General features: G+C 47.3%; 22 protein-coding genes and 1 riboswitch. Of the genes, 10 read left to right on the forward strand and 12 right to left on the reverse strand.

Going from position 1 to position 25549, the window contains the following annotated elements; all coding sequences use genetic code 11:
- Nucleotides 1-79 precede the first annotated feature (79 nt).
- A complete protein-coding gene (locus CLOSA_RS14680; protein WP_013273548.1) occupies nucleotides 80-715 on the forward strand; it encodes a superoxide dismutase in 636 nt (211 codons plus the stop codon).
- 213 nt (nucleotides 716-928) lie between these two features.
- Here the strand turns inward: CLOSA_RS14680 and CLOSA_RS14685 are convergent, their stop codons facing one another.
- From CLOSA_RS14685 to recQ, 11 genes are all read right to left on the reverse strand, one after another.
- The gene (locus CLOSA_RS14685) at nucleotides 929-1939 is read right to left on the reverse strand and encodes a GGGtGRT protein (RefSeq protein WP_013273549.1); all 1011 of its coding nucleotides are present in this window, start codon (nucleotides 1937-1939) and stop codon (nucleotides 929-931) included.
- Nucleotides 1940-2014: 75 nt separating this feature from the next.
- Complete coding sequence (locus tag CLOSA_RS14690) at nucleotides 2015-2707, reverse strand: iron-sulfur cluster assembly scaffold protein (protein ID WP_013273550.1); 693 nt, start codon at nucleotides 2705-2707, stop codon at nucleotides 2015-2017.
- Nucleotides 2708-2865: 158 nt separating this feature from the next.
- The gene (locus CLOSA_RS14695) at nucleotides 2866-4116 is read right to left on the reverse strand and encodes a C40 family peptidase (protein ID WP_013273551.1); all 1251 of its coding nucleotides are present in this window, start codon (nucleotides 4114-4116) and stop codon (nucleotides 2866-2868) included.
- A 155-nt stretch (nucleotides 4117-4271) separates the two neighbouring features.
- On the reverse strand, nucleotides 4272-5651 hold the full coding sequence (locus CLOSA_RS14700; protein ID WP_013273552.1) for an MATE family efflux transporter: 1380 nt from the start codon (nucleotides 5649-5651) through the stop codon (nucleotides 4272-4274).
- A 160-nt stretch (nucleotides 5652-5811) separates the two neighbouring features.
- Nucleotides 5812-7200, reverse strand: a complete 1389-nt coding sequence (gene gltA, locus CLOSA_RS14705) for an NADPH-dependent glutamate synthase (protein WP_013273553.1) — start codon at nucleotides 7198-7200, stop codon at nucleotides 5812-5814.
- The gene (locus tag CLOSA_RS14710; RefSeq protein ID WP_013273554.1) at nucleotides 7200-8090 is read right to left on the reverse strand and encodes a sulfide/dihydroorotate dehydrogenase-like FAD/NAD-binding protein; all 891 of its coding nucleotides are present in this window, start codon (nucleotides 8088-8090) and stop codon (nucleotides 7200-7202) included. The genes gltA and CLOSA_RS14710 overlap by 1 nt, the downstream gene beginning before the upstream one ends.
- Nucleotides 8091-8347: 257 nt before the next feature.
- Nucleotides 8348-8803 carry a dihydrofolate reductase gene (locus CLOSA_RS14715; protein ID WP_408643010.1) on the reverse strand — a complete coding sequence of 152 codons (456 nt, stop codon included), beginning with the start codon at nucleotides 8801-8803 and terminating at the stop codon, nucleotides 8348-8350.
- 57 nt (nucleotides 8804-8860) lie between these two features.
- The gene (locus tag CLOSA_RS14720; protein ID WP_013273556.1) at nucleotides 8861-9484 is read right to left on the reverse strand and encodes a hypothetical protein; all 624 of its coding nucleotides are present in this window, start codon (nucleotides 9482-9484) and stop codon (nucleotides 8861-8863) included.
- Between the two features lie 88 nt (nucleotides 9485-9572).
- Nucleotides 9573-12722, reverse strand: a complete 3150-nt coding sequence (locus CLOSA_RS14725; protein WP_013273557.1) for an SbcC/MukB-like Walker B domain-containing protein — start codon at nucleotides 12720-12722, stop codon at nucleotides 9573-9575.
- The gene (locus tag CLOSA_RS14730; protein WP_013273558.1) at nucleotides 12719-13888 is read right to left on the reverse strand and encodes an exonuclease SbcCD subunit D; all 1170 of its coding nucleotides are present in this window, start codon (nucleotides 13886-13888) and stop codon (nucleotides 12719-12721) included. The genes CLOSA_RS14725 and CLOSA_RS14730 overlap by 4 nt, the downstream gene beginning before the upstream one ends.
- 54 nt (nucleotides 13889-13942) lie before the next feature.
- Nucleotides 13943-15775, reverse strand: a complete 1833-nt coding sequence (gene recQ / locus CLOSA_RS14735; protein ID WP_013273559.1) for a DNA helicase RecQ — start codon at nucleotides 15773-15775, stop codon at nucleotides 13943-13945.
- A 253-nt stretch (nucleotides 15776-16028) separates the two neighbouring features.
- Between recQ and CLOSA_RS14740 the strand changes: the two genes are divergently transcribed.
- Nucleotides 16029-16916 carry a DMT family transporter gene (locus CLOSA_RS14740; RefSeq protein WP_013273560.1) on the forward strand — a complete coding sequence of 296 codons (888 nt, stop codon included), beginning with the start codon at nucleotides 16029-16031 and terminating at the stop codon, nucleotides 16914-16916.
- Nucleotides 16917-16984: 68 nt separating this feature from the next.
- On the opposite strand, the gene CLOSA_RS14745 is transcribed toward CLOSA_RS14740, so the two are convergent.
- The gene (locus CLOSA_RS14745) at nucleotides 16985-17500 is read right to left on the reverse strand and encodes a ClbS/DfsB family four-helix bundle protein (protein ID WP_013273561.1); all 516 of its coding nucleotides are present in this window, start codon (nucleotides 17498-17500) and stop codon (nucleotides 16985-16987) included.
- Between the two features lie 425 nt (nucleotides 17501-17925).
- Here CLOSA_RS14745 and CLOSA_RS14750 point away from each other — a divergent pair, with 425 nt between their 5' ends.
- From CLOSA_RS14750 to CLOSA_RS14785, 8 genes are all read left to right on the forward strand, one after another.
- Nucleotides 17926-19449: a DUF4118 domain-containing protein gene (locus tag CLOSA_RS14750; RefSeq protein ID WP_157669027.1), complete on the forward strand. Its 1524-nt coding sequence runs from the start codon at nucleotides 17926-17928 to the stop codon at nucleotides 19447-19449.
- Nucleotides 19439-20137 (forward strand): response regulator, encoded by a 699-nt coding sequence (locus CLOSA_RS14755; protein WP_013273563.1) that lies wholly within the window; start codon nucleotides 19439-19441, stop codon nucleotides 20135-20137. Before CLOSA_RS14750 ends, CLOSA_RS14755 begins: the two co-directional genes overlap by 11 nt.
- 174 nt (nucleotides 20138-20311) lie before the next feature.
- Complete coding sequence (locus CLOSA_RS14760; protein ID WP_013273564.1) at nucleotides 20312-20704, forward strand: hypothetical protein; 393 nt, start codon at nucleotides 20312-20314, stop codon at nucleotides 20702-20704.
- Between the two features lie 2 nt (nucleotides 20705-20706).
- Nucleotides 20707-21192 carry a potassium channel family protein gene (locus tag CLOSA_RS14765; RefSeq protein WP_013273565.1) on the forward strand — a complete coding sequence of 162 codons (486 nt, stop codon included), beginning with the start codon at nucleotides 20707-20709 and terminating at the stop codon, nucleotides 21190-21192.
- Nucleotides 21189-21854 carry a potassium channel family protein gene (locus tag CLOSA_RS14770; RefSeq protein ID WP_013273566.1) on the forward strand — a complete coding sequence of 222 codons (666 nt, stop codon included), beginning with the start codon at nucleotides 21189-21191 and terminating at the stop codon, nucleotides 21852-21854. The genes CLOSA_RS14765 and CLOSA_RS14770 overlap by 4 nt, the downstream gene beginning before the upstream one ends.
- A gap of 5 nt (nucleotides 21855-21859) precedes the next feature.
- Nucleotides 21860-23338, forward strand: coding sequence for a TrkH family potassium uptake protein (locus CLOSA_RS14775; protein WP_013273567.1), 1479 nt, complete (start codon nucleotides 21860-21862; stop codon nucleotides 23336-23338).
- A 185-nt stretch (nucleotides 23339-23523) separates the two neighbouring features.
- Nucleotides 23524-24114, forward strand: coding sequence for a methyltransferase family protein (locus tag CLOSA_RS14780; protein WP_013273568.1), 591 nt, complete (start codon nucleotides 23524-23526; stop codon nucleotides 24112-24114).
- A gap of 73 nt (nucleotides 24115-24187) precedes the next feature.
- Nucleotides 24188-24263: riboswitch (Fluoride riboswitch) on the forward strand.
- Between the two features lie 52 nt (nucleotides 24264-24315).
- Nucleotides 24316-25530 carry a cation:proton antiporter gene (locus CLOSA_RS14785; protein WP_013273569.1) on the forward strand — a complete coding sequence of 405 codons (1215 nt, stop codon included), beginning with the start codon at nucleotides 24316-24318 and terminating at the stop codon, nucleotides 25528-25530.
- The last annotated feature ends 19 nt before the right edge of the window (nucleotides 25531-25549 follow it).

Here is a 25549-nt window from a genome sequence, read left to right on the forward strand (position 1 = left end):
GCACCAAGCTCCTGCTTATCCATCATATATCATTGAGTTTTGAATATACTTGTATAAATTAATAGCGAGGACATTATCCATGAATGAACATTATCCCTTTGTAAACCCGCCTCTGCCGTATGCATACGATGCACTTGAACCCTACATTGATACACAGACCATGTATCTGCACCACGACAGGCTGCAGCAGCGGTATGTGGTGAATCTAAACATAATCCTGAAGGATTATCCACAGCTGCAAAGCTTATCTTTAGAGGAATTGATTTCAGATCCGGAATCTCTTCCTGCAGAGGTGCGTCAGGGCATTATCAATAATGCCGGCGGGGTTTATAACCACATCATTTATTTCTCCGGAATGACCAACTCCATGACCAGATCACAGGCTGATGAATTGTATCCAGCCATCCAGCAGGACTTTGGATCGGTGGAACAGTTCTTTGATGAATTCAAAAAATATGCGTTGTCTGTATTCGGTTCCGGATATGCATGGCTGGTGCTGGATTCCAACGGCAGACTGAGGTTTGTAACAACCGCTAACCAGAACTCCCCTGTTACAGACGGCTTTTGTGTCATTGCCGGCATCGATGTCTGGGAGCATGCCTATTTTTTGAAGCGGTTCAATGACCGGGCTGCATACATAGAGGACTGGTTCCATGTGGTAAGCTGGGAGGCGGCAGACGAACGTTACAAGGCATGCATGAACGTTGAGTCCTAAGATGGACGGTCCGGATTATCTCATTCTAAACATCACATTATTACTGTTCTTAAAAACCTTCAAACCGATGAAACTGATCTGTTTGAAGGTTTTTAAAAGCCGGTTATACGGGTTCCGCCCGGTCCTATTTTAATAATCAAAAAAGAGGAACCGGCCAAGCGACTCCTCTTTCTCTTTTCTATCGTAAAATTTCCTGTATAATCTAGGCTATTCTTAGAATTTACCTGCGTTAGCAGCCTCTTCAATCGAAACAGCTACAGCTACGGTAGCGCCTACCATAGGGTTATTTCCCATACCGATCAGACCCATCATTTCCACGTGAGCCGGAACGGAGGAAGAACCTGCGAACTGGGCATCCGAGTGCATACGTCCCATGGTATCAGTCATACCGTAGGAAGCCGGGCCTGCTGCCATGTTGTCCGGATGAAGAGTACGTCCTGTACCGCCGCCGGAAGCTACGGAGAAGTACTTCTTGCCCTTTTCAGTACATTCCTTTTTGTAGGTTCCTGCTACCGGGTGCTGGAATCTGGTTGGGTTGGTGGAGTTACCTGTAATGGAAACGTCAACGCCTTCCTTCCACATAACTGCAACGCCTTCTGTTACATCGTTCGCGCCGTAGCAGTTTACCTTTGCTCTTAAGCCGTCAGAGTAGGACTTTCTCCAAAGCTCTTTTACTTCGCCTGTATAATAATCCATCTCTGTTTCTACGTATGTAAATCCATTGATTCTGGAAATGATCTGAGCCGCATCCTTTCCTAAACCGTTTAAAATAACTCTTAATGGTTTCTGACGAACCTTGTTTGCCTTCTCAGCGATACCAATAGCGCCTTCTGCTGCCGCAAAGGACTCATGGCCTGCTAAAAAGCAGAAACAGTCGGTCTCTTCTTCCAGAAGCATCTTTCCTAAATTCCCATGTCCAAGGCCTACTTTCCGCTGGTCTGCAACGGAGCCTGGAATACAGAAGGCCTGAAGACCTTCTCCAATAACTGCTGCAGCGTCTGCAGCCTTTCTGCAGCCCTTCTTGATTGCAATTGCTGCACCGACTATGTAAGCCCAGCAAGCATTTTCAAAACAGATGGGCTGGATCTTCTTCACCTGCTCATACACATCCAGACCTGCATCTTTTGTAATCTTTTCAGCTTCTTCGATAGAAGCAATGCCGTAGCTGTTTAATACAGAATTGATTTTGTCAATTCTTCTCTCATATGATTCAAATAATGCCATTATCTTGTCCTCCTTATTATTGGCCAAATATCTTCACTTTGATAACCGGAAAACCACAGTCTTGCGACAATCCGGTTATTCATGTCTTGGGTCAATGATCTTAGCAGCTTCAGCAACGCGGCCGTACTGTCCCTTTGCCTTTTCCCAAGCAGTATTCGGATCATCGCCTTTCTTGATGAAATCAGTCATCTTTCCAAGGCTTACGAACTGATAGCCAATAATCTGATCTTCCTCGTCCAGGGCAATACCGGTAACATAGCCTTCCGCCATCTCTAAGTAACGGGGACCTTTCTTTAATGTTCCGTACATGGTACCAACCTGTGAACGGAGACCCTTTCCTAAGTCTTCCAGACCTGCGCCTACCGGAAGTCCGTCTTCAGAGAATGCACTCTGGGTTCTTCCGTATGCGATCTGTAAGAACAATTCTCTCATAGCGGTGTTAATGGCGTCACAGACAAGGTCTGTATTTAATGCTTCTAAAACGGTCAGCCCTGGCAAAATCTCTGCCGCCATAGCAGCGGAATGAGTCATGCCGGAACAGCCGATTGTCTCTACTAATGCTTCCTGAATAATACCCTCTTTTACGTTAAGAGTCAGCTTGCATGCACCCTGCTGGGGAGCACACCAGCCAACGCCATGTGTCAGACCGGAAATATCTTTAACTTCTCTGGATTTTACCCATTTTGCTTCTTCTGGGATTGGAGCAGCGCCGTGATGAACGCCCTGTGCCACTGTGCACATCTCTTCTACTTCCTGTGAATAAATCATGTTAATACTCCTTTCAAATAAGTAATCATTGTGAACAGTACTTTGTTAATAAAATCACATCATACTTGATCATATTTTCTCATATATTGTCGGTTTCCGCAAGTAGTTTTTCCAAAAATAGGAGGGAGGAACGAATCCCTCCCTGCGTTTCCTTTTCTCTATAAAATTCTCCTGACGGAAAGAATCGTCCGGTAGGTGGCTGTTCCCACTTTGATACCGGTTGCCGGGGAACTCGCATGAACAATTTGTCCATTGCCGATATAGATCCCGATATGGCCTGCATAGCAGATTAAGTCTCCCGGCTGGGCCTCGGAATAGGACACCTCACGGCCTGCCGACCGCTGCTCCGAAGAGCTTCTTGGAAGAGAATACCCGAAATGCCGGTAAACAGACTGTACAAATCCGGAACAGTCAGCACCGCTGGTCAGGCTGGTTCCTCCAAAAACGTAAGGGTTCCCCACAAACTGAAGCCCGTAATCTGCAACTGCGCGGCCTTCGGCAGTTCCTCCATTGCTCTTGTTGGCGGTAGGACCGGTGTACTTGTTGTTGGCATTGGATGACTTGGGTTTGGAGCTGGCGTTAGCCGCTGCCTTTCTTCTGGCCTCTTCCTCCGCCTTTTTCCTGGCTTCTTCGGCTGCCTTCTTCCTGGCCTCCTCTTCCTTTGCCTTGCGGATCTCTTCATTCTTCTTGGCTACTGTCTGGGCATAAACGGCTGCATCCTGTTTGGCCTGTGCAAGCTGGCTGTCAAAATTGGTAACTTCCTTTTTCTTGGTGGAAATCAGAGTCTCAAGGGCCGACTGCTGTTCCTTGTACTCCAGCTCCATGACCTCCATCTCAGCCTTGTCCTCTTCTAAGTCTGACTTATAATCGGCCACCTTCTGTTTTGTCTCCTGGAAGGTGATCAGCATATTCCGGTCGTATGTATAAATTCCTTCTACGTATTCCGCCTTATTAAGAAGATCCGACATGTTTTTCACCTGAAGGAAAATATCCAGATATTCCGTGTCTCCCTTCTCATACATGTACTGGATTCTCTTTTTCATGGAAGCATACTGCTTTTCTTCATCTTTCTTCGCTGCTGCATAGTCCAGCTCTGCCTGCTTGATCTCTGCTTCCTTGTTGGCCATATCACTTTCCAGGACCTTAATATCAGCCAAAAGAGCGGTCAGATCAGAGGTCAGCTTTGATACCTGATTCTGAGCAGCGCTCTTTTTGCTCTCTGCGTCCCGAGCTTTTTTATTTGCCTCTTCCAGCTTTTTCTGGGCTTCCTGTTTCTCCTTTTCCGCTTTTGACGTAGCCCAGGCGGGAACAGTCTGGCCGCAGACCATGGCACTTACCAGAAGGCCGCAGAGAAGCTTTTGCAGCATTTTTCTGCTTCTTTCATACATAATCTGTATTTTTCGTTTCATCGTCAGTCCCTTTTCCCCTTTTTTCTATCTTATATGTTACCGTAAAACCATGGTAAAGTTCAAGTCTTATTTTAGAAAAATTTGTTTTTTTATAAGCGAGACTAAATTTCTGCCTTTTCATTTCTCACAGGCAGCAACCGGTTAATAGAGGGAGTTTATTCAAACCCTTCTTCCATCAGAGTCTGGCATTTATCCTCAGGTAATTTTCCTGACACCACAAGGAAGCAGAGAAAAAATAAAATTCCTTTGATGATACTTGAGATGGTAAACGCCCACCATACCCCGTCAAGACCAAGCGCCGTACTGCTGAAAACCATGGCAAAAGGGATCCTGGCGGATGTAAACACAACACTGATGACTGAGCAGAGCAGAGTCTTTCCAAGGCCGGAAAGAGCCCCTATGGTTGTCAGCTCCATGCACATGAACATCTGGCAAAAGCCAAGAATCACCAGATAACGCACTCCCATGGGAATGACCTCTGCTTCGTGAATGAACAGACCGAAGATATACTCCGGAAAGGCAATCAACAGGACTGAACAGAACAATCCCCAGACAAACATGACCCCGGCTGCTGTAAAATAGCCTTTTTTCACTCTTCCGTATTGCCCGGCTCCGTAGTTTTGCCCCACAAAGGAATTAATGGCAGCAGCAAATCCGTCTGCCGTCATCCATGATATGGACTCGATCTGCCCGCCTACCCGTAAAACAGCTACGGCGGTATCCCCAAATCCGGTCACAAACCTGGTCAGAACCATGGAAATACTGGTATAGATAAGATTTTGCACGGAAGCGGGAAATCCGATTTTTATTATGGCTTTCCTATGATCCCAGGAAACCTTATGGAATACCTTTACCCTATGAAACAGCAGCCGGTCCTTTTTCATAGCTGCAATAAATACCATGGTAACAACTGCCTGAGCCATGACCGTGGCAATGGCAGCCCCTGCCACTCCGGCGCCCTTTATGGGACCCAGTCCAAAGATCAGGACAGGATCCAGAACCATATTCAAAACCAGGCCGATAACGTTCGCAAACAGCGGCGTCCTGCTGTCTCCCATGGCTGTCATGATCCCGGTAATAATCGAATTCAGAAAGGAAAATACGATCAAGCCGCAGGTGATCTTTAAATATACCTGGGCATTATGTACAATGGAAGCATCGTTCAGCCCGAAAAAGCCGATCAGAGGCTCCGCTCCGAAAAATGTTCCGGCTCCATACAGAAAAGCAAACAAAAGCCCCATCTGGAGGGCTCCGGAAGCATAGACTGCCGCGTCTTCCTTATCGCCTCTTCCCAGAGAATGGGCCACCTTTACCTGTCCTCCCATTTTTGCCAGCGCAACAACGCCCTGGGAAAGCCAGACATACATCCCCCCTGCTCCCACCGCTGCAACCGCCGGGGAGCCAACCAGACCGATCCAGGCCATATCCGTCAGGTTATAGGCCATTTGGACAAGAGCCGTTGCCATAATGGGAAGGGCCAGACCGGTGAGGGAGGTGAATATATTTCCTTTTAACAAATCAATTTTCTTATTCATAATTAATAGCCACAACCTTTCAAAAGGGCCGCCAGTAAAATGGCAGCCCTTTCATTCTGCAAGCAATGAGCCAGGTACAATAATGCTTGCATTCCTGTATCCGGCAAATGCTGCAAGGGTCAAATACTCTCAATCAACCACAGATATTTGACGATCTTTATTATTCGTTTGCAGACAGGTATTCGTGAATTCCTCTTGCTCCAGCCCGTCCGGCTTCCATAGCCAGAATCACGGTTGCAGCTCCTGTCACTGCATCTCCTCCGGCATAAACGCCTTCCTTGCTGGTTTTTCCTGTGGATTCCTCCGCAATGATACATTTGCGCTTGTTAATATCAAGTCCCTTTGTCGTGTTGGAAATAAGCGGGTTAGGTGAAGTTCCCAATGACATGATAACAGTGTCCACATCAATGACGAATTCCGATCCCTCTACCTCCACAGGTCTTCTTCTGCCGGAAGCATCCGGTTCGCCAAGCTCCATCCTCACACATTTCATTCCATTTACCCAGCCTTTTTCATCGGTGAGAATCTCAACCGGGTTGGTTAAAAGGTTAAAAATGATTCCTTCTTCTTTTGCATGATGAACCTCTTCCACTCTTGCAGGAAGCTCTGCCTCGCTTCTTCGGTACACAACGTGTACTTCTGCGCCAAGACGAAGGGCTGTCCTTGCCGCATCCATAGCAACGTTTCCGCCGCCTACAACGGCTACCTTCTTTCCTGCCACGATTGGGGTATCATAATCACTGCGGAATGCCTTCATTAAATTGCTTCTGGTTAAATATTCGTTGGCCGAGAATACACCGTTGGCATTCTCTCCCGGAATTCCCATAAACATGGGAAGACCTGCTCCTGAGCCGATAAACACAGCCTGGAAGCCTTCTTCATCCAAAAGCTCATCAATGGTCACGGACTTTCCTACAATCACATTGGTCTCGATCTTAACGCCAAGCTTTCTTACGTTGTCGATTTCCGGCTGAACTACCCCTTCCTTTGGAAGCCGGAATTCCGGAATGCCGTAGGTCAATACACCGCCCGGCTCATGAAGGGCTTCAAAAATAGTGACCTCATAACCTAATTTTGCCAGGTCCCCGGCACAGGTCAGTCCGGAAGGACCGGAACCGATGACAGCAACCTTCTTGCCATTGGTCTTTTCCGGGGCTTCCGGTACAAAGCCGTGCTCTCTGGACCAGTCTGCCACAAAACGCTCCAGCTTTCCGATGGAAATAGGTTCTCCCTTGATTCCGCGGATGCACTTGCCTTCGCACTGGCTCTCCTGCGGACACACACGGCCACAGACTGCCGGAAGAGCGGAGGACTGGGCAATAATCTTAGCAGCTTCCTCGTGATTTCCATTTTCCACTTCCTTAATAAAGCCTGGAATATTGATGGATACCGGACAGCCTGCCACACATTTCGGATTCTTGCACTGTATGCAGCGGCTGGCTTCTTCCTTTGCCTCTTCTTCATTATATCCAAGACAAACCTCTTCAAAGTTTGTCGCTCTTACCTTTGGGTCCTGTTCTCTTACTGGTACTTTCTTTAATACATCCATTACTCGTTACCTCCACACAATCCGCAGCCGCCGTGATGCGTATCGCCTTCACGCTCTTTTAAAACCGCGCGCCCTTCTTCTGATTTATACATCATCTGGCGCTTCATGGCTTCGTCAAAATTAACCAGATGTCCGTCAAATTCCGGTCCATCCACACAGGCAAATTTCACTTCCCCGCCAACTGTGACACGGCAGGCGCCGCACATGCCGGTTCCGTCTACCATGACCGGGTTTAAGCTGACAACCGTAGGAATGCCCAGTTCCTTGGTTACAAGGCAGGTAAACTTCATCATGATCATAGGTCCGATGGCTACACACACATCGTATTTTTTGCCCTGATTCTGAACCAGGTCCTTGATCACTTCCGTAACCAGGCCCTTTCTTTCATAGGAACCGTCATCTGTTGTCACATATAAATTTCCGGCCTGCTCTCTCATGGCATCTTCCAGAATCAACAGATCCTTGGTCTTTGCTCCCATGATGACATCAACATCAATACCGTGTTCTCTCATCCATTTCACCTGAGGATAAACAGGAGCCGTTCCCACACCTCCGGCTACAAATAAATATTTCTTATTCTTCAGTTCTTCTATATCCTCGTGTACGAATTCCGACGCATTGCCCAAAGGACCCACCACATCTGCAAAGCTGCCGCCTGTCTTTAATTCAGCCATCTTTTCTGTGCTGGCGCCCACCGTCTGAAATACGATGGTAATGCTCCCCTTCTCACGATCATAATCACAGATGGTAAGCGGAATTCTTTCTCCTCTGTCATCCATCTTGACGATAACAAATTCTCCAGGCTGGCAGGCTTTGGCAATCCGAGGGGCTTCCACATCCATCAGATAGATCTTGTCAGCTAACATCTCTGCTTTTAAAATCTTATACATCTTTATCCTCCTAATGTCTTCGTGAATATACCTGTACACCGTTCCTGAAAGCCTTCCCCAACGATCAGGTGAATAGTACTCGTATCATATTACCATTTTTAAGGGGCACTGACAACATTTATTGAAAAATATCATTGAAATTTTATGGATACAGGGGATTTTCCGCTATTTTTTCCCAAATTCTGCATATTTATAAACCCAGCGGATATGCCTGAATATCCTGTTTATCGGAAGGCTGGGATTGAAAACGCCTTTTTTCAAGCTTTCCTCTGGTACATGCGGAAGGTATAGCATAAATCAAAATAAGTCTGTTCATCGCTCTCCGCCACCATTTCCCATGACAAATCCTGATCCAGATTGGGAAAATAGGTGTCAGCGCTGTACCTATAGTCAATATAAGTCACATGAGCCGTATTACAATATGGAAGGAACTGCTCATAGACGCTTTGTCCGCCTATGATAAAGCAATCCTCCTCAGGATATTTGCCAAGCTCTTCCATCGCCTCTGTAAGGCTGTGGCAGACCACCGCTCCCTTTACTTTGTAATCCGGATTCTTCGTCAATACGATGTTGGTCCTTCCATAGAGCGGCTGTTTTCCGGGAAGGCTCTCCAGGGTCTTTCGTCCCATGACGATCACCTTTCCCATGGTTTCGTCCCGGAACAGCTTTTTATCCTCAGGAATGGAAACAAGAAGCTGGCCCTGATTGCCGATGGACCAGTTTTTATCCACTGCAACGATAATGTTCACAAGTCACCCCCTCCTTTCCTTTTATTCTTCTTCCCCGATGATCAGCTCTTTTGCATAGGGAAGGGTTTCAATCCACCGGCAGAAGGTATGCCACTCTTCCAGTTTGTGGCTCCGCCTTGCAAAGTAAATGTTGATCAGGGTTTCGTAATTTAAGGTGCATGTCCTCATCTGGTTGTAGCTGGAGGGAAGGAGCTGGATTAAATCATACCAGTCCTCCTTTTTCTTTGTCCCGACGTAACGGAGACGGATTCTTTCCAATTCAGCCACCACTGTTTCCATAAAGGCCAGCGTTCCCTCTGTCATATGGTCATGGCTGAAATCCTGAAGCTCAAAAGGCTTGCTGTGGATCTTATGCATGGTGCTGGTGGAATTGGCCACGGTAGCAACTTTGTAGGTATCGTATTCTTTCCACCAATACATAGGTGCCGTAATATCCACAGACACCAGTATCTGACGGATGTATTTGCGGTGGTCACTTCCGGCCTTTCTTAAGCGTTTTGCAAGGCCAAGATCGTTGGGGCCAAGGATGTATTCTCCTTCTTCGTTATAGCTGCTGTCCATCCGGTCCCAGCTGTTCATAGGGTTTCTTGCGCCTCTGATGGCATTTTCTATGTTCATAACACTGACTCTTTCACAGTTTAACATGGTATCTTCCTTTCTGTTTGATGATTCTGCCTTTATGGTCCTATATAATTATAGAGCAAAACAACTGTTTCATCCATTGATTTATTTCTCAAAGATCCCACAGAATCCTGCTTCCTTTTTCCGTCTTGATCACCTGCAGCTTCTTTCCCATTTGTTCCTTTAATTCTGTCACATGGGAAATGATCCCGATCAGTCTCCGTTCTCCGGCCAGCTCCTGAAGGATTTGGACAGCCTTAAGCCTGGATTCCTCATCCAGGGAACCGAAGCCCTCGTCAATAAAAAGAGCATCCATAGATACATTCCCTGCTGTGCTTTGGATGATATCCGCCATACCAAGGGCCATGGCCAGAGCGGCCATAAAGGATTCTCCGCCGGAAAGGGTCTTCACATCCCTTACCTTATCAGTTGCCATGGTGTAAACGTCCAGATCCAGACCTACCTCTCCCTGCTTTCCAAGGGTCTCCAAATCCCTGCACTGAAGCAGGAACCGGCCGTCTGTCATAACATCCAGACGCTTGTTCGCAGCATGGATCATCTGGTTAAAATACTGTCTCTGGACATAGGTCTGAAAATCCAGGCTGGCAGATCCGGTCATTTTCCCATTGGCAGTCTGGAATAGAGTATGATACAGCCGGTATGTTTCTTCCAGCTGCTCTCTCTCCTTCCACAACCGCCTTAAATTTTCCGCCGCCTGAAAAGCCCGGCTTCCAATAGCTGTGATCCTTGCCTCTTTCGTCTGCAGCTGTCTCTGCTCCTCCTTCAGTGCCTTTGCCTGCACTTTCCACTGCTCTGTTTCTATTCTTCCGCGCCCCTTTGTCTGTTCCTCATACTGGCTGCAGACGGTGCGGGCTTTTAACACCTCTTTTTCATAATTCCCGGTCTCCTGCTCCCACTGCCTCATAATTTCAGGTGTCTGCTTTGCTCTTTGGTACTCCTCTTCTCCGGAAAATCCCAGAGTCCCTAAGGCCGCCTGAAAGGCATGATGCGCCTGTTCCATTGCAAGCCTGCACCTCTCCCGGTTTTCCTTTTCCGAGGTTAAGCGTCCTTTTCCTTCCCTTTCCTTTTCCTGGATATCCCTAAACCGGTGATCCGCCTGCTCCTCTGCCCTTAAAAGCGCTTCCTTTCGTTTCTCAAACTGCTCCAGTTCTCCCGCAGCCTTTTCTTCTTCCGGATATGGCAGACGCTTCTTTACATGATCCGTCTCTGCCAGGAGGGCCGCCATGCTTACCTGTTTCTGCTGCCAGTCCTCCCTGCTCTTTTCTTTTTCAAGCTCCAGCTCCTCACGCCTGCTTCTGTCCGCTTTTCGTTCCTCAAGAATCTTCTTTAAAAGATGGTCCGCAGCCAAGGCCTCCTCCTCTTCCTTCTCTGCTTCTTTAAGAAGGGAACTGATCTCCTTTTTTTCATGATACAGGCGAAGCTTAAGCTGTTCCTGAGGATAAGATGCTCCCAGCCATTTTACTTCCTCTTCTTCCAGAAGCCCCCTTAGGAGCTGGAAGGCTTCCACTACCCGGACGGCGGCCTGGGTGGCTTTGGAACGCTTTTCTTCCGCCTGGTTTCTTGCCCTTTTTGCCTGTTCCACCTCTTCCTGGGTGACTGCCCCCTCTTTCAGGTCCGCTTTTATGGGATGGTGGGTGGAGCCGCATACGGGACAGGCCTTCCCTTCTTCCAGATCCCTGGCCATAATTCCGGCCTGCACTGCCAGAAATTCCTGAAACTTAATATTGTAATGGCTTTCTTCCTGTTCATACTCCCTCTGGGCCTGCAAAACAGCTTCCTGGCATTTTTCTTTTTTTATCTCTGCCGCAGCTTCCTCCATGGCCGCCTTTTCAAGGGTCTCCAAAGCCTGCTGCCGTTCCAGCAGTCCCGCCTTTTTAGCCCTCACTTCCGGCAGCTTCCCCGCCAGGATCTCTGCCTGCTCCTGTCTGGCTTCGTTTGCAGACAGCCGTTCCTTTAACCGGGTCAGCTCTGCTTCTATGGTCTGAAGCCTTCTCTCCGCCGCCTCTGTCTCCCTTTTCTTTTCAGCGGAGGACTTTTCGATGGCCTTCCAGCGGGTATATAAAGGCATGGCTTCCTGCAGCCTGGCAATGAGAAGGGTAAGCCCAGGCACTTCTGCGGAAGCCTCTCTTCGTTCCTTTGCTTCTTTTTCCGCGGAAGCATAGCTTATGGCTATGTCCTCCAGCTCCTTTTCCAGCTGGACGGTTCTCCTTACAGCCCCTTCATACTCCTTCCTTTTATCAATGAACTGGGCCTCCGGGCCATTCGCTTTTTCTGCCCGGACCGCTTCCTTTCTGCGCTCCGTCAGCATAAGCCATTGTTCCTTTCTGCCTTCCAGGAGCTCCAGGCGGGCCTTTGCCTGCTCAAGGCCGTCAAAAAGGCGGTTTACCTCCTGGGCCATACTCAACTGCCCTTCCACCTGGTTAAGAAGTTTTCCCTTAAGCTCCCTTTCCTCTGAAAGCTTCTCCCCTTCCTCCTTAATTTCTTCCAGGATCGCACCTAGCAGGCTTTGTATCTCCTCCACCCTTGTTTCTTTAAAATCCAACAGCTCCCGCCACGAGTCCCCATAAAGACTTTCCTCCAAAAGCTCCACATTCCCAAGCTCGTGGCTGCACATTTTCCGGTTATCTTCCAGGCTGTTAAAAAGCAGGCTGTTCCGGTCCTTTAATTTCATCTGGATGCGGCTGTAGATTCCGGTGTTGAAAATCCTTGAAAATATCTCCTTCCGTTCTTTGGATGATGCATGAAGAAGCCTTAAATAATCCCCCTGGGCGATCATGGCGATCTGGAAGAACTGGTTCTGATCCACTCCCACAATCTCCTGGATCTTTAAGTTAATATCCCGAAGGCTGCCCGCATATTCCGATCCGTCAGGCAAAAGAAGGGATGCCTTTGCCGGAACGGGAACGGCTGTATATTCCCCGTTTTTATTTTTCCGCTTGCTGATTCTTGTATAGGCAGGACTTCTGGTTATTTCATACCTTTCTCCCCCCTGGGAAAATTTTAATGAAACAACGGTTTCCTGATCTTCTGCCGCGTACTGGCTGCGCATCATGAAAGGCTCTCTTTTCTGTCCGCTGGTTTCTCCGAACAGGGCATATGTCACTCCGTCAAAAATGGTGGTTTTACCTGCTCCTGTATCTCCGGTTATAAGGAAGATGCCATGACCGATTTTCTCAAAGTCCACGGTTTCCTTTCCTCCATAGGATCCAAAGGCGGACATGGTTAACTGCAATGGCTTCATAATCCCTCTTCCTCCTTAGCTTCCTGCACGATCCGTTCCATAGCGTTCTCTTCCTCCAGGCTCATATCTTTGCCTCGGACTGTTTTGTAAAACTGCCGGAATGCCTCCATGGGTCTAAGAACCGGCACAGCCGCTCCTTCCTCCAGCCGTTTTTGCCTGGACCGTTCATTATCCACCCGAAGCTCAAGCAAATGATCGAATACCTCTTCCAAACGTTCCCTGACCCGGTAAGGCTCCTCTTCATCAGTAATCGTAACACTGATATAATCATGTCGGCTGCTTGCCCCGGCTTTTGAAAGAACCTCGGATAAGCTTCCCCTTTCCCGCCTCACATCCTGGATTCCGTAAAGGGGGAGAAATTCCAGTTCCGGTTCCTCACCCTTTTTCCCCAGATGTACCATTGTCATTGATTTTACATGGTTTTCTTCACTAACAGAATATTTATAGGGAGAACCGCTGTACCGGATCCAGGTCCTGCCCACCTTTTGGGAACCGTGAAGATGGCCCAGTGCCACATAATCAAAGGCGGAAAGAACAGAGATATCCACCCGGTCCAGACCTCCCGCCAGGATGACTGCCTGTTCCGATTCGCAGGTTTCCGGATCCTTATTGCCTGCCGCATAAAATTGATGGGATAAAAGGATATTCCGCTCTTCTCTTTGAATGGTTTCCCTTTCCAGAACAGCCTGCAGGGCACTCTCATACCCTTCCGGCTGGTTGTCCGGAAAAAGCTGCCTTACATACCCTGGTTTTAAGAAGGGCAGGAGGTAGAAATTCACAGGGCCGTTTTCATCCTGCAGCACCACCTTTTTTAAATATTCCTCAGGAGTCCTGGGGGGAAACGTGGATAAATAGATGCAGTGCTGCTCCAGGAAAGCCCCTGCATAGGACAGGCGTTCCGGCGAATCATGGTTTCCGGCGATGATCAAAACTGAAATCCGGGGCCGTATTCTGGAGAGACCTTCCAGGAAATTGCCGAACATGGTATAGGCCTCCCCCGATGGAGCTGTTTTATCATAGATGTCGCCGCAGATCAGCACTGCATCCGGATGATGGGATGCTGCATAATCCACGATCTGGTTTAAGACCGCTTCCTGGTTTTCCTTTAAGCTGTAACCATTTAACTGCTTTCCGATATGCAGATCAGACAGATGAAAAATCTTCATATAACCTCCTGAAACTCTATGTTATCTTAAATCTTGAATGAAATATAAAACCAATTACAGAAACACCTTCAAGAACCTTTCCCCATACTTTTCATACTTATAATCCCCAACGCCTGAAACTGTCAGCATCTCTTCCTTTGTCTTCGGCTTTCTCACGGACATATGTACCAGGGTTTTGTCGGAAAATACGATATAAGGCGGCACCTTTTCTTCTTTGGCAATCTCCAGCCTCAACTCCCTTAAGGTCTCGAACAAAGCCGCCTCCCCTTCTGTTAAATCCATAGCAGAGGCATTGGGCTTCTTCATCTTCTTCCCCCTCTTTTCTTTTTCCGCAGGCTCCTGTTCCCGGGCCATTTTCATGATCACAGACGCTCCTTCTTCCAGTATCTCCCCGGATTTATCCGTCAGCTTTACAATGGCGTATTCATCATTGGTTACAGCCATCCAGTCATTTAAGAAAAGATGGTTCATCACCTGCCGCAGTTTATAGGCAGGAACCTTTGCCAGACACCCATAATGGGGATTTTCATTCATCCGGTAGTTTCTGATCTTTGCCGTGTTAGCTCCATGAACCGTATCAATGATGACAGCAGTCCCATACCTCTGTTTGCTGGTCTTCACGCATTCAAGCAATTTATTGGCAATATCCGTCACATCCACCGTTTCAAAGCGGCTTAAGCAGTTGGAACAGTTTCCGCAATAATTCTCTCCATATTCCCCAAAATACCGCAGGATATAATCCCTCAGACACTCATTGGTAAAGGCGTAGAAGGTCATCTTCCTAAGCCGTTCCCGGTCCCTTTCCGTAACCATCCGGCTGGTGACGGGATCCAGTTCCTGATTGTCCTGGTTGTTGTCTATAAACATCTGGTTGGTCACCACGTCCTGGCCGCTGTAAAGCAGGATGCATTCTCCCGGTTCCCCGTCCCTGGAGCACCGGCCTACCTCCTGATAGTAGGATTCCAGGTTCTTCGGCATATTGTAATGAAGGACAAATCGCACATTGGATTTGTCAATCCCCATGCCGAAGGCATTGGTTGCCACCATGATCCGGCTTCTGTCATAGATGAAATCATCCTGATTCTTCCTACGCTCCTCATCCCTTAACCCTGCATGATACCTTGTGGCCGAAAATCCTTCCTGATTCAGCCGGTCACATACCTCTTCCACCAGCTTTCTTGTCAGACAGTAAATGATCCCGCACTGATCCGGGTGGCGCTCCACATAATTCTTTAAAGTGGCATACTTATCCTTGGGAGACTGGACGCCCAAATAGAGATTAGGCCTGTCATATCCGGTAGAAACCACAGCAGGTTCCTGAAGCATGAGAATATCAATGACATCCTCACGGACTTCTTTTGTAGCAGTAGCCGTAAATGCACTGATAACCGGACGTTTGGGAAGCTTGTTAATAAAATCCACAATTTTCAGATAGCTTGGTCTAAAATCCTGTCCCCACTGGGATACACAGTGAGCCTCATCCACTGCTACCATGGAAATATTCGTGTTTAGTGCAAAATCCAGAAATTCATCCGTCACAAGACGTTCCGGTGCTACATAAATAATGGGATACCGCCCTTCCCGTGCATAGGACAGGGCCTTATAATACTGACTTGCAGTCAAAGAACTGTTAAGATACGCGGCGTGAATGCCTGCCTGATTGAGAGTTGTTACCTGATCTTTCATAAGAGAGATCAAAGGGGAGATGACCAGTGTGATTCCTTCCATCATAAGGGCTGGGATCTGGAAGCACAGGGATTTTCCGGAACCGGTAGGCATGATTCCCAGGGCATCCCTGCCAGCCAAAATGCTGTCAATCAGCAGTTCCTGCCCTTCCCGGAAATGGTCGTAACCGAAATAGTGCTTTAATGCCTGAAATTTATCCATATAACTTTTGTTTCTGCTCCTTATCCTTTGTTTTTTCCATTATACCATTTATACTCCAGTTTTACCACCGGCATTCTTTCATTGCAGCACCGTTTTTTGTTTGAAGCCCTCCATCTTCAGATTGTTTTTTGGGCAGATTCCGGAAACTTGCCGGAAATGTGAAATAAAGCTGGCTTTTCCCAAACGATCATACTATAATTACTATGCATTTGAATGCATCATGCATTCTATTTTACATCATAGGAGAATCACTTTGAAAACAAATATCGGATTGTACTTAACTCTGCTTTTCGGCGTCTTTTCCCTTTCCACTTCTGCTGTTTTTGTGCGCCTGGCAAATGCCCCTTCCGCCATAACAGCATTTTTCCGGTTATTTTTTGCCGCACTGGTCCTTTTGCCCTTTCTGCTGGCAAGCAAGGAAAAAAAGCGGCAGCTGCTGTCCTTATCGAAAAAGCAATGGGCTCTGGGGATCTTGTCCGGACTGCTTTTATCCGCCCATTATATGCTGTGGTTTGAATCTCTGCGGCATACTTCGGTGGCAAGTTCCACGGTCATTGTAACATTACAGCCTCTTTTCTCCATTGCCATCGGATTCTTTTTTCTTAAGGAACGATTCCATAAGCTTGCAATCGGAGGATGCATGGTCGCCATTGCCGGATGCTTTATGATCGGATGGGGAGATTTTCAAATAAGCTCCCAGGCCTTGTTTGGGGATCTGCTGGCATTTCTGGCGGCAGGTTTTATCAGCATCTACTTTTTTGTAGGCCAGGCAATCCGAAAGGAGTTATCCGCAGTTTCATATTCCGTTATAAGCTATTTAAGCAGTTCTGTTTTTCTGGGAGGCTATGCCATGCTGGAGCGCAGCTCATTTGCCGGTTACCCTGCAGCTACCTGGTTGGCCTTTGGGGGATTGGCGCTGATATCAACTGTTTTTGGACAATTTATATTCAACTGGCTGTTAAGGTGGATTCCTGCAACCGTGATATCCATGAGCATCTTAGGGGAAACCATCGGCACATGTATCCTGGCCTATTTTATTTTAAATGAGGCGATCACCCTTCAGCAGGGGCTGGGGATAGCAACAATTTTGTCAGGACTGGTGATCTTTTTCCTCAGTCCGCCTAAATATAAAGACCGGTGACAGAAAAATTACTTTTGAAATGGAAGAAGAAAAACCGGACCGCTGGGGTACCAACGGGAAAGCAGCCATCAGCTGCAGTTTAACTTCTTCCATTTTCTGATCTTTGTTCGAAAGGATTTAAAGGGAGCAACCGTATTGATGTGGATCCATTTCCAGACCGGCCAGTTAGAGGGAGTCGATGCCGCCCATTTTCTGCCTCCGGCCTGAAAAAGCTGGGCATCTGTGTAACCTTCCGTCAAATCCAGGATTTTCTCCACTGTCTTCCGAAACATGCCGCATAATTCCTGTAAGCTGTATGTTTCATATTGCCGGTAAAAGCTTTCATACAATCCGCCTAAATTGTTCCATTTGTAATCAGGATGAGGAGTGATAACTGTAATTCCCTGCTGCTCCTGCTCTTCCCATTGGAGAAGGAGGTTCAGCCATCCTAACTGATAGGCCACCATCTGCGCCGGTGTCCTGTCCACGCCGTCCATTGTTTTATCCTTGTCAATTTCCCGGATGTGGGAAAATTCATCAATAAACAGCTCCGCCCGATTTAAGATCTCATCCATCAATTCCTTCTTATCCTTATATTCCGTCATAGAACTCTTCCTTTCCTTTTCCTATCTTCTATTGCTGCCGCCATACGGTATCGGCTTATGAAAATCAGTACAATCAATCTTCTTCCTCAATTTTTCTGTTTTTTAGATAACCACAGCTTTCTCAAACTCAGCAGCAGACGAAAAACAGATTTTCTCATAAATGCATTATACTATTATCCTCACGAATCGGCAAGGTTCCAGCTGCTATCCTCCGCTCTCTTGTTTGATTAACTGCCGGTAAAGGCCGTATGGTTTGGCTGTTGATTTTATTTGTTCATCCATTTATAATTATATGAATCTGTTATGGGAAGGATGGAATGTGTGATGAAACATATATCTGCCCATAAACCGCTGATAAGGGAAGCATGGGATTCCAAGAAACGAAGAAAAGCCTGTTGGCAGGCACACATGGAAAGGAGTAGGCAATGATGGCAGAAAGGAATTGGATGGAGCATCGCAGTTATGTTCTTACTGTTATTTTTTTTATAGCGGCAGCTACGGGCATTTGCTGGCTGTTCCGACTTTTGCACTTTCCTGAAACGAATCTTGTAGTTGTTTATATTTTGTCCGTATTGCTGACTGCACGTTTTACAAAAGGGTATATCTACGGCATAGCTGCCACTGTTATCGCAATCTGCACGTTCAATTATTTTTTTACCGAGCCGTATTATACCCTTTCCGTCAATGATCCAACCTATTTTGTCACCTTTGGGATCATGACCGTTACTTCCATTATCACCAGCGCCTTGACTACTAAAGTAAAACAAAATGCACTGGAGGCACGTGAAAAAGAGGCAGAGGCCAGCGCCCTGTACCAGCTTACAAGCCATCTGACCGATGCGGCAGATATTTCCGACATAGCAGCCATCACCATAAAGACCATCAGCGATATCTTAAACTGCCGTGCTGCATGCCTTTGCTTTGATGAAAGCGGCCAGCCGGAACAATGCTTTATTCAACAGAAAAATGCGAAGGAGCAAACCCGGCGGAATGTGGCGGACAAGGAAGTCCTACGGCACCGGATGGAAAATTTAAAGACAGCTTACTATGCAGGAGAAGAATTTTATGACTGGCCTATTTATGGCCGGGAAGCAATCCTTGGCATATTGCGGATTCCCAATGAAGCTGCGGAGCGAATGAGCGATGCCCAGCTTCGCCTGCTCCGTTCTATGATGGAAAGCACTGCACTTGCTATGGACCGATTCAGAAGCGCCCAGGAACGAATCCTTTCCAAGGAAGAAATCGCTCAGGAACGCTATCGCAGCAACCTGCTCCGAGCCATTTCCCACGACTTACGTACCCCTCTTTCCGGCATTATGGGAACAAGCGAAATGCTGATGGGCATGACGGATCAGGAAGACGGGCGCTATGCCTTGGCAGAGGACATTTACAAAGACGCGGACTGGCTTCACTCTCTTGTGGAGAATATTTTAGGCCTGACCCGTTTGCAGGACAGCAGGCTTGTATTGAACAAGCAAATGGAAGCCGTGGAAGAAGTGATCAGCGTTGCAGTCATGGCCATCGGAAAACGGGCGCCGGAGAGGGAAATTGCGGTTCATATTCCCGACAGCGTGATGCTTGTTCCCATGGACGCAAAGCTGATTGACCAGGTTCTTGTGAATCTTTTGGATAATGCCGTAAAACACACGCCGCCGGAAGGGGAAATCTCAGTAACTGTCATCGAAAATAAGGAAGAAGAAGCAGCTGTGTTCACCGTTGCGGACCGGGGCATGGGAATTGCCCCAGTGGATTTATCCCATGTCTTTCAGATGTTTTATACGACTCATGAAAAAGGGGCGGATTCCCAGCGGGGCGTGGGTTTAGGACTTGCTATTTGCGAATCTATAGTTAAGGCCCACGGCGGAACAATATCCGCACAAAACAGAAGGGGCGGCGGTGCGGAGTTTACCTTTACCCTGCCTTTGGAGGTTGAGAAAAATGACAAGTAAAAATGAAATGATCCTGGTAGTGGAGGATGATACTCAAATACGGAATTTTATCTGCTACGCCCTAAAGCAGGAAGGCTTTCCATATGCTACGGCAAGCACGGCCCAAAACGCTCTTTCCATTCTCGTATCCCAGCAGATCGATCTGATGCTCCTTGACCTTGGTCTGCCTGATTTTGACGGCATGGAGGTCATTAAAAAGGTAAGGGAATGGTCAGAAATGCCCATCATCGTTGTGTCTGCCCGGGATCAGGATAAGGAAAAAGCAGCGGCTTTGGACAGCGGCGCAGACGATTACCTGACAAAACCATTTTCTGCAACAGAGCTGATGGCCCGGATCCGTGTTGCATTGCGTCATTTATATAAAATCGGTATTACTAAGACGCAGACCGTCCTTTCTGTGGGGGGCCTGTCCATTGATCTTGAAAAGCATCTGGTATACCTGGAAGGTGCCGTACTCCATGTCACCCCTCTTGAATATCACTTACTGACACTGTTTTTAAGGAATCCAGGGAAGGTATTGACCACCCAGTACATTTTAAAGGAAATTTACGGCGTAGGATACGGAACAGATACCCAGGCGCTTCGGGCACTCATGGCCGGGCTCCGCAGAAAGATTGAGCCGACTCCGGCAAAACCAAGATACATTCTTACTGAAATAGGTGTTGGCTACCGGCTTGTAGATGAATAAAAAACATAACAATAAGACCGCCCGGTTCGTAACTGTGGCAGTCTTTTTTTATTCCAAAACCTCTTGTTTTTCTCACAGCTTTCTCACAGCAAGGCCCTGCCTCTCACACCATGGTCACGAAATCCGCGATATGATGATGACGCAAAGAGGAAAAGGCATAAAGGAGGCTTGATTATGAAAGAGCTGTCAATATCTGAAAGCAAAAAAGAGCTGAATGCGCTTTGTACTTCTGTCCGAAGGCTTGTTCTTGCCGGAGAGTATAGGGAATGTGAGCGTCTTATATTTGACGCTATGGGAAAATATCCCCATGCGGCAGAGCCGCATAATTTAATCGGTATTGTCCTTGAAAAAGAAGGGGACCACATAACCGCCATGAAGCATTTCCGTGCTGCCTGGGCATTAGACCCGGCCTATTTGCCGGCGCGGCAAAATCTGGACAGCTTTGGTACCTTCTTTTCCAGGGGCAATACCGCTTTTGACGAAAGCGATTGTCCGGAAGAAGATCAGGTTAAATGCGCAACAGAATACGATGCACAGGGTATCGGACATGTGGTCAGGAGGAAATGAATATGAAACTGGTTTTATCAAAGAATTTTTCTGAGTATTGCATTATTGTTGGATGCGGAAGGCTGGGTGCCAACCTTGCAAACACCCTGTCAGACGAGGGCGGAAACGTACTTATCATAGACAAGAACAAGAATGCCTTCCGCAAATTGTCACCTTCCTTCGGGGGACTTACCGTCACCGGTGACGGAACGGATTTTGACGTTTTACAGGAGGCGCAGATAGAAAAGGCGGACGTTCTCGTAGTCGTCACAAACAACGATAATGTCAATGTGATGATTGCACAGATCGCACGGGAAATATTTAAAGTCAGCCGTGTCATTGCACGGCTGTATGATCCTGAACGGGAATGTGTTTACAATGAATTCGGCATTGACACCATCTGTCCGGCCGTCTTGTCTGCAAAGGAAATAGACAAAATGTTGTCAAAATCAGGAAATACTGAGAAAGCAGATAAAACAGCCTGTGAGCTTAAGGAGGAAATAAAATGAAAAAGAAGGTCCTGCTTGTGGGCGGCAGAGGCAAAGCAAAATCTCTCGCCCTGTCACTTATTAAGCGCGGGTATCAGGTGACCGCGATTAATGAAATTTATGATGACTGCCTGAAACTGGCCGAAATCAATAAACTGACCGTTATCAACGGAGACGGGACAAAGCCATTTATATTGGAGGACGCAGACGCAGCAGACTGTGACATTGCAATAGCTCTTACCGCAAAGGATGAAGACAATCTGGTAATCTGCGAATTGTGCAAAAAACGTTTCCACGTTAAAAAAACAGTTTCACTGGTGTCCGATCCAAAGAAAACAGACTTTTTCTACAAAATGGGGATTGACAGGGTGGTTTGTGCCATTTCTGCCGTAACGAGCATCATTGAGCAGCAGGCGTTCGTGGAGGAAATGGCAAATATCGTACCTATTGGAGAAGGGCGCATTCAGATTGCGGAAGTTCCAATTTCAGGAAGTGCCCCGGTTGCCGGCAAGAAAATTTGGGAAATCAGCCTTCCAAAGGAAGTCATCATTGGCTGCATCCTGCGGAGCAATACGGCCATGATCCCCCGTGGCGATACAAAAATACTTGCAGGGGATGTACTGGTGGTAATATCCGATAACGGCCAGGAATTCGCTGCGATCAAAGGACTGACAGGACGGTGATAATAATGACTCGTAGATTTTCCGATTGCTCCAGCTGCGGGAAGCTTATGATGCTGGTAGGAGTGCTGGTAGCCACTCCTCTGACGGTCCTGCCCTTCTATCCCGAAGATGTTATCTATGCGCTGTCCTTTCTGATTCCTGCAAGCGGTTCAATTTTTTTAGGCACAATTTTATGTTTATTCGGAAGAAGGGATGGCGACGGCGGACTTGAATGGAGATCTTCCATACAGCGCAGCAGTCTTACTGTATTATTTGCATGGTCTTGGGGTATTTTTATCGGCGCCCTTCCATTTGTCATCAGCCGTCAGCTAACCGTTTTGCAGGCCTTTTTTGAGTCTGTAAGCGGCTGGACGACAACAGGACTTTCTGTAATGGATGTTACAATAACGCCGAAAATCTTTTTATTTCACCGGAGCTTTATGCAGTTTTGCGGAGGTCTTGGGTTTGTGATGATGATGGTTATGTTCGTATCAGGGAAACAGTCCATGAACTTATATAGCGCGGAGGGACACCCTGACAAGCTCATGCCCAACCTTAAAAAGACTGCGCAGACGGTTTTTGCCATGTACAGCAGCTTTCTGGTTGTGGGGACGGCTGCATACCGGATTGCCGGAATGGAGCTGTTTGATGCTATCATGCACACCATGTGCGCATTGTCAACCGGAGGATTCTCAACACGGCTCAACAGCATAGGAGAATACAACAATTTTTCCATAGAGGTCATAACGATTGTCCTGATGCTGATCGGAACCACGAATTTTGCCGTATTGCTTCTGCTGGCTAAACGGAAATGGAGGCAGTTCGTCCGTGTCAGCGAAATCCGGTTTATGTTCCTGCTATTACTCCTATTTGTACCGCTTACAGCGATCTCCCTCTCATACGGTCTTGGAATCAGCCTTGAACAGGGCTTACGCAAGGCGTCATTCGACATCGTGTCCGCCCTTTCCACTACCGGATATTCCACCATGAGCTATACGTCATGGCCGCCCTTTGCAATAGGCGTTCTCATTCTGATGATGCTCATCGGCGGCGGTATGGGTTCGACGGCCGGTGGTATAAAACTGTCCCGGGTTTATATAATGCTTCGGCTTGCAGCCCTGGACATACGCAGAAGGCTTACTCCCGCCCGAAATGTTGAAGCTCCTTACTATATAAAGGCCCAGGGCAAAACACCCATTGATGCCTCCCTTACTGCAGATACAACAGGATTCGCCGTCTGCTATCTGGTTTTATTCCTTACAGGATCATTGCTTACCACGGTCACGGCGGACTGCGGACTAACAGAAGGAATGTTTGAGTTTGCGTCCGCACTGGGGACTGTGGGCCTGTCAATCGGCCTCACCGGACCTGCAACCGGCGCCGGTACCCTGATTGTAGAAATGTTTGGTATGATAATGGGACGGCTTGAAATATTTATAGTGTTGATAGCGCTTTATTCCGGTGTGAGCATTTTGCGCCAGGGTTTTCACAAAACAGAGGATTGATTGATATTACGGAAGCAGTTACCGGCCTGGTTCATTGCAGGCTTTTTCATAGGGTTTCAGAACTACGTTCTGAAGCCCTGTTTTCATATATCTTAAAAACTAACGGCATAGAGAATCTAATTTTGATACTCATTCCGGCCGTTTCATGGTATACTTTGAAGTACTACAGATAAGGCGGTGATAGAATGATTTATCCGATCGGTGTATGTTTGTTAATAACCTGTTTTTACACTGGATATTTTATGAAACAGATCCTTCTTCGGAAAAAGGGCATTCATACAAACCGGCTGGCAAAGGGCCGGAAGCCTTCAAAAACATCTGCCGTAGAAACGGCTCTGCTTGCAGCAACCTATGGCATTGCAGTCATCCAGTATGCAAGTGTTTTCTTTTCCCGATTCCTCCTTACACTTTCATTCCCTGTATGTGTACGACGGATCGGAATAGCGCTTACGGGAGGCGGAGTCATTTTCTTTATACTGGCCATTCTCTCCATGCGTGACAGCTGGCGGGCAGGGGTGGATGAGACTCAAAAGACTTCCATAGTCACCGGCGGCATATACAAGGTCAGCAGAAATCCTGCCTTTGTGGGCTTTGATATGTTGTACCTTGGTACTGCCCTTGCACTCCCAAACCTGATCCTCCTGGTTGCGTCGGTCATTGGCATCCTGCTGCTGCATTTTCAGATTTTGGAGGAGGAAAAATATTTACCACAGGCCTTTGGAGATGAATATTGGCAGTACAGGAACCGCACACCACGGTATTTTCTGTTTTTTTAACTGATCTGTATGCACTCAGTCTTTTTAACTGCAAGCTTATATACTCCTTGATATTTTTCCTCTTCTTTGCTATAATAGCCAAGGGAATGAAGTTCTCCCTGCGCTGTTAAAGCCGAACCGCTTATTAAGCTGATGACTTCTGCGATTATTTCATTGCAGAAGTGTCAGCTTTTTTGCATTTCTGCACAAAGGAGGATGTATATGCTTTACAGTCTTGCAATCATGGTTCTTTGCGGCATGATATTGAGCGGAACCATGCAGAAATTAAAACTCCCCGGTCTTGTGGGCATGCTTCTGACCGGCATTGTGTTAGGACCTAATGCCCTGAATCTCATTGCGCCGGAGCTATTGAATGTTTCTGCCGATTTAAGACAAATTGCCCTGATCGTGATTCTCACAAGGGCAGGACTTGCGCTGGATATAAAGGATTTGAAAAGGGTCGGACGCCCGGCAATCCTTATGTGTTTTATCCCGGCAACCTTTGAAATAACTGCCACTACTATTTTTGCTCCTATGTTCTTCCCTGTTTCTCATTTAGAAGCAGCCATCATGGGAACCGTACTGGGAGCCGTTTCCCCGGCAGTTATCGTCCCCAAAATGTTAAAGCTGATGGAACATGGCTACGGCAGGGAAAAAAGCATTCCACAGCTTATCATGGCCGGAGCGTCCGTAGATGATATCTACGTAATTGTCCTTTTTACATCATTTATGGGCATGTACCAGGGAAGCAGCTTCGATGCTGTAAGCCTTTTTAAAATACCTGCCGCCATTGTAACAGGTTTAATGGCGGGAATTTTACTTGGTCTTGTTTTGGTGATGCTGTTTCAAAGAATCCACATGCGGGATACCGCCAAAATTTTAATTTTATTAAGCACAGCGTTCCTGCTGATTTCTCTTGAAACGGCGATCAAAAAGTACGTGCCTATGTCCGGTTTGCTGGCTGTTATGTCTTTAGGCGGAACCATTTTAAAGAAGAATGATATTTTAGCAAAGCGCCTGTCAGGCAAATTCTCCAAAATCTGGGTGGCTGCGGAATTGATGCTGTTCATACTGGTTGGCGCAACCGTGGATATAAGCTATGCGGCAAAGGCCGGATTTATGGCTGTGGCTCTTATCTTTCTTGCCCTGGCAATCCGGATATGCGGGGTATTTGTCTGCCTTGTCAAAACTCCGATAAGTCCAAAAGAGCGTTTGTTTTGTGCGATTGCCTATTTACCCAAGGCAACCGTACAGGCAGCAATCGGCGGACTTCCTTTGGCGGCTGGAGTTGCCGCCGGAAATACCATTTTGACCGTTGCGGTTTTAGCGATCCTGATCACCGCCCCCCTTGGAGCCATGGGTGTGGATTCCACTTATCAAAGGCTCCTTGCAGGAAATGACGTCCAAGGGAAATTCCCTATGCCAGACAAACAATAAAGAAACCATAGGGATGTAA

The organism is [Clostridium] saccharolyticum WM1 (assembly GCF_000144625.1).
GTDB classification, from domain to species: domain Bacteria; phylum Bacillota; class Clostridia; order Lachnospirales; family Lachnospiraceae; genus Lacrimispora; species Lacrimispora saccharolytica.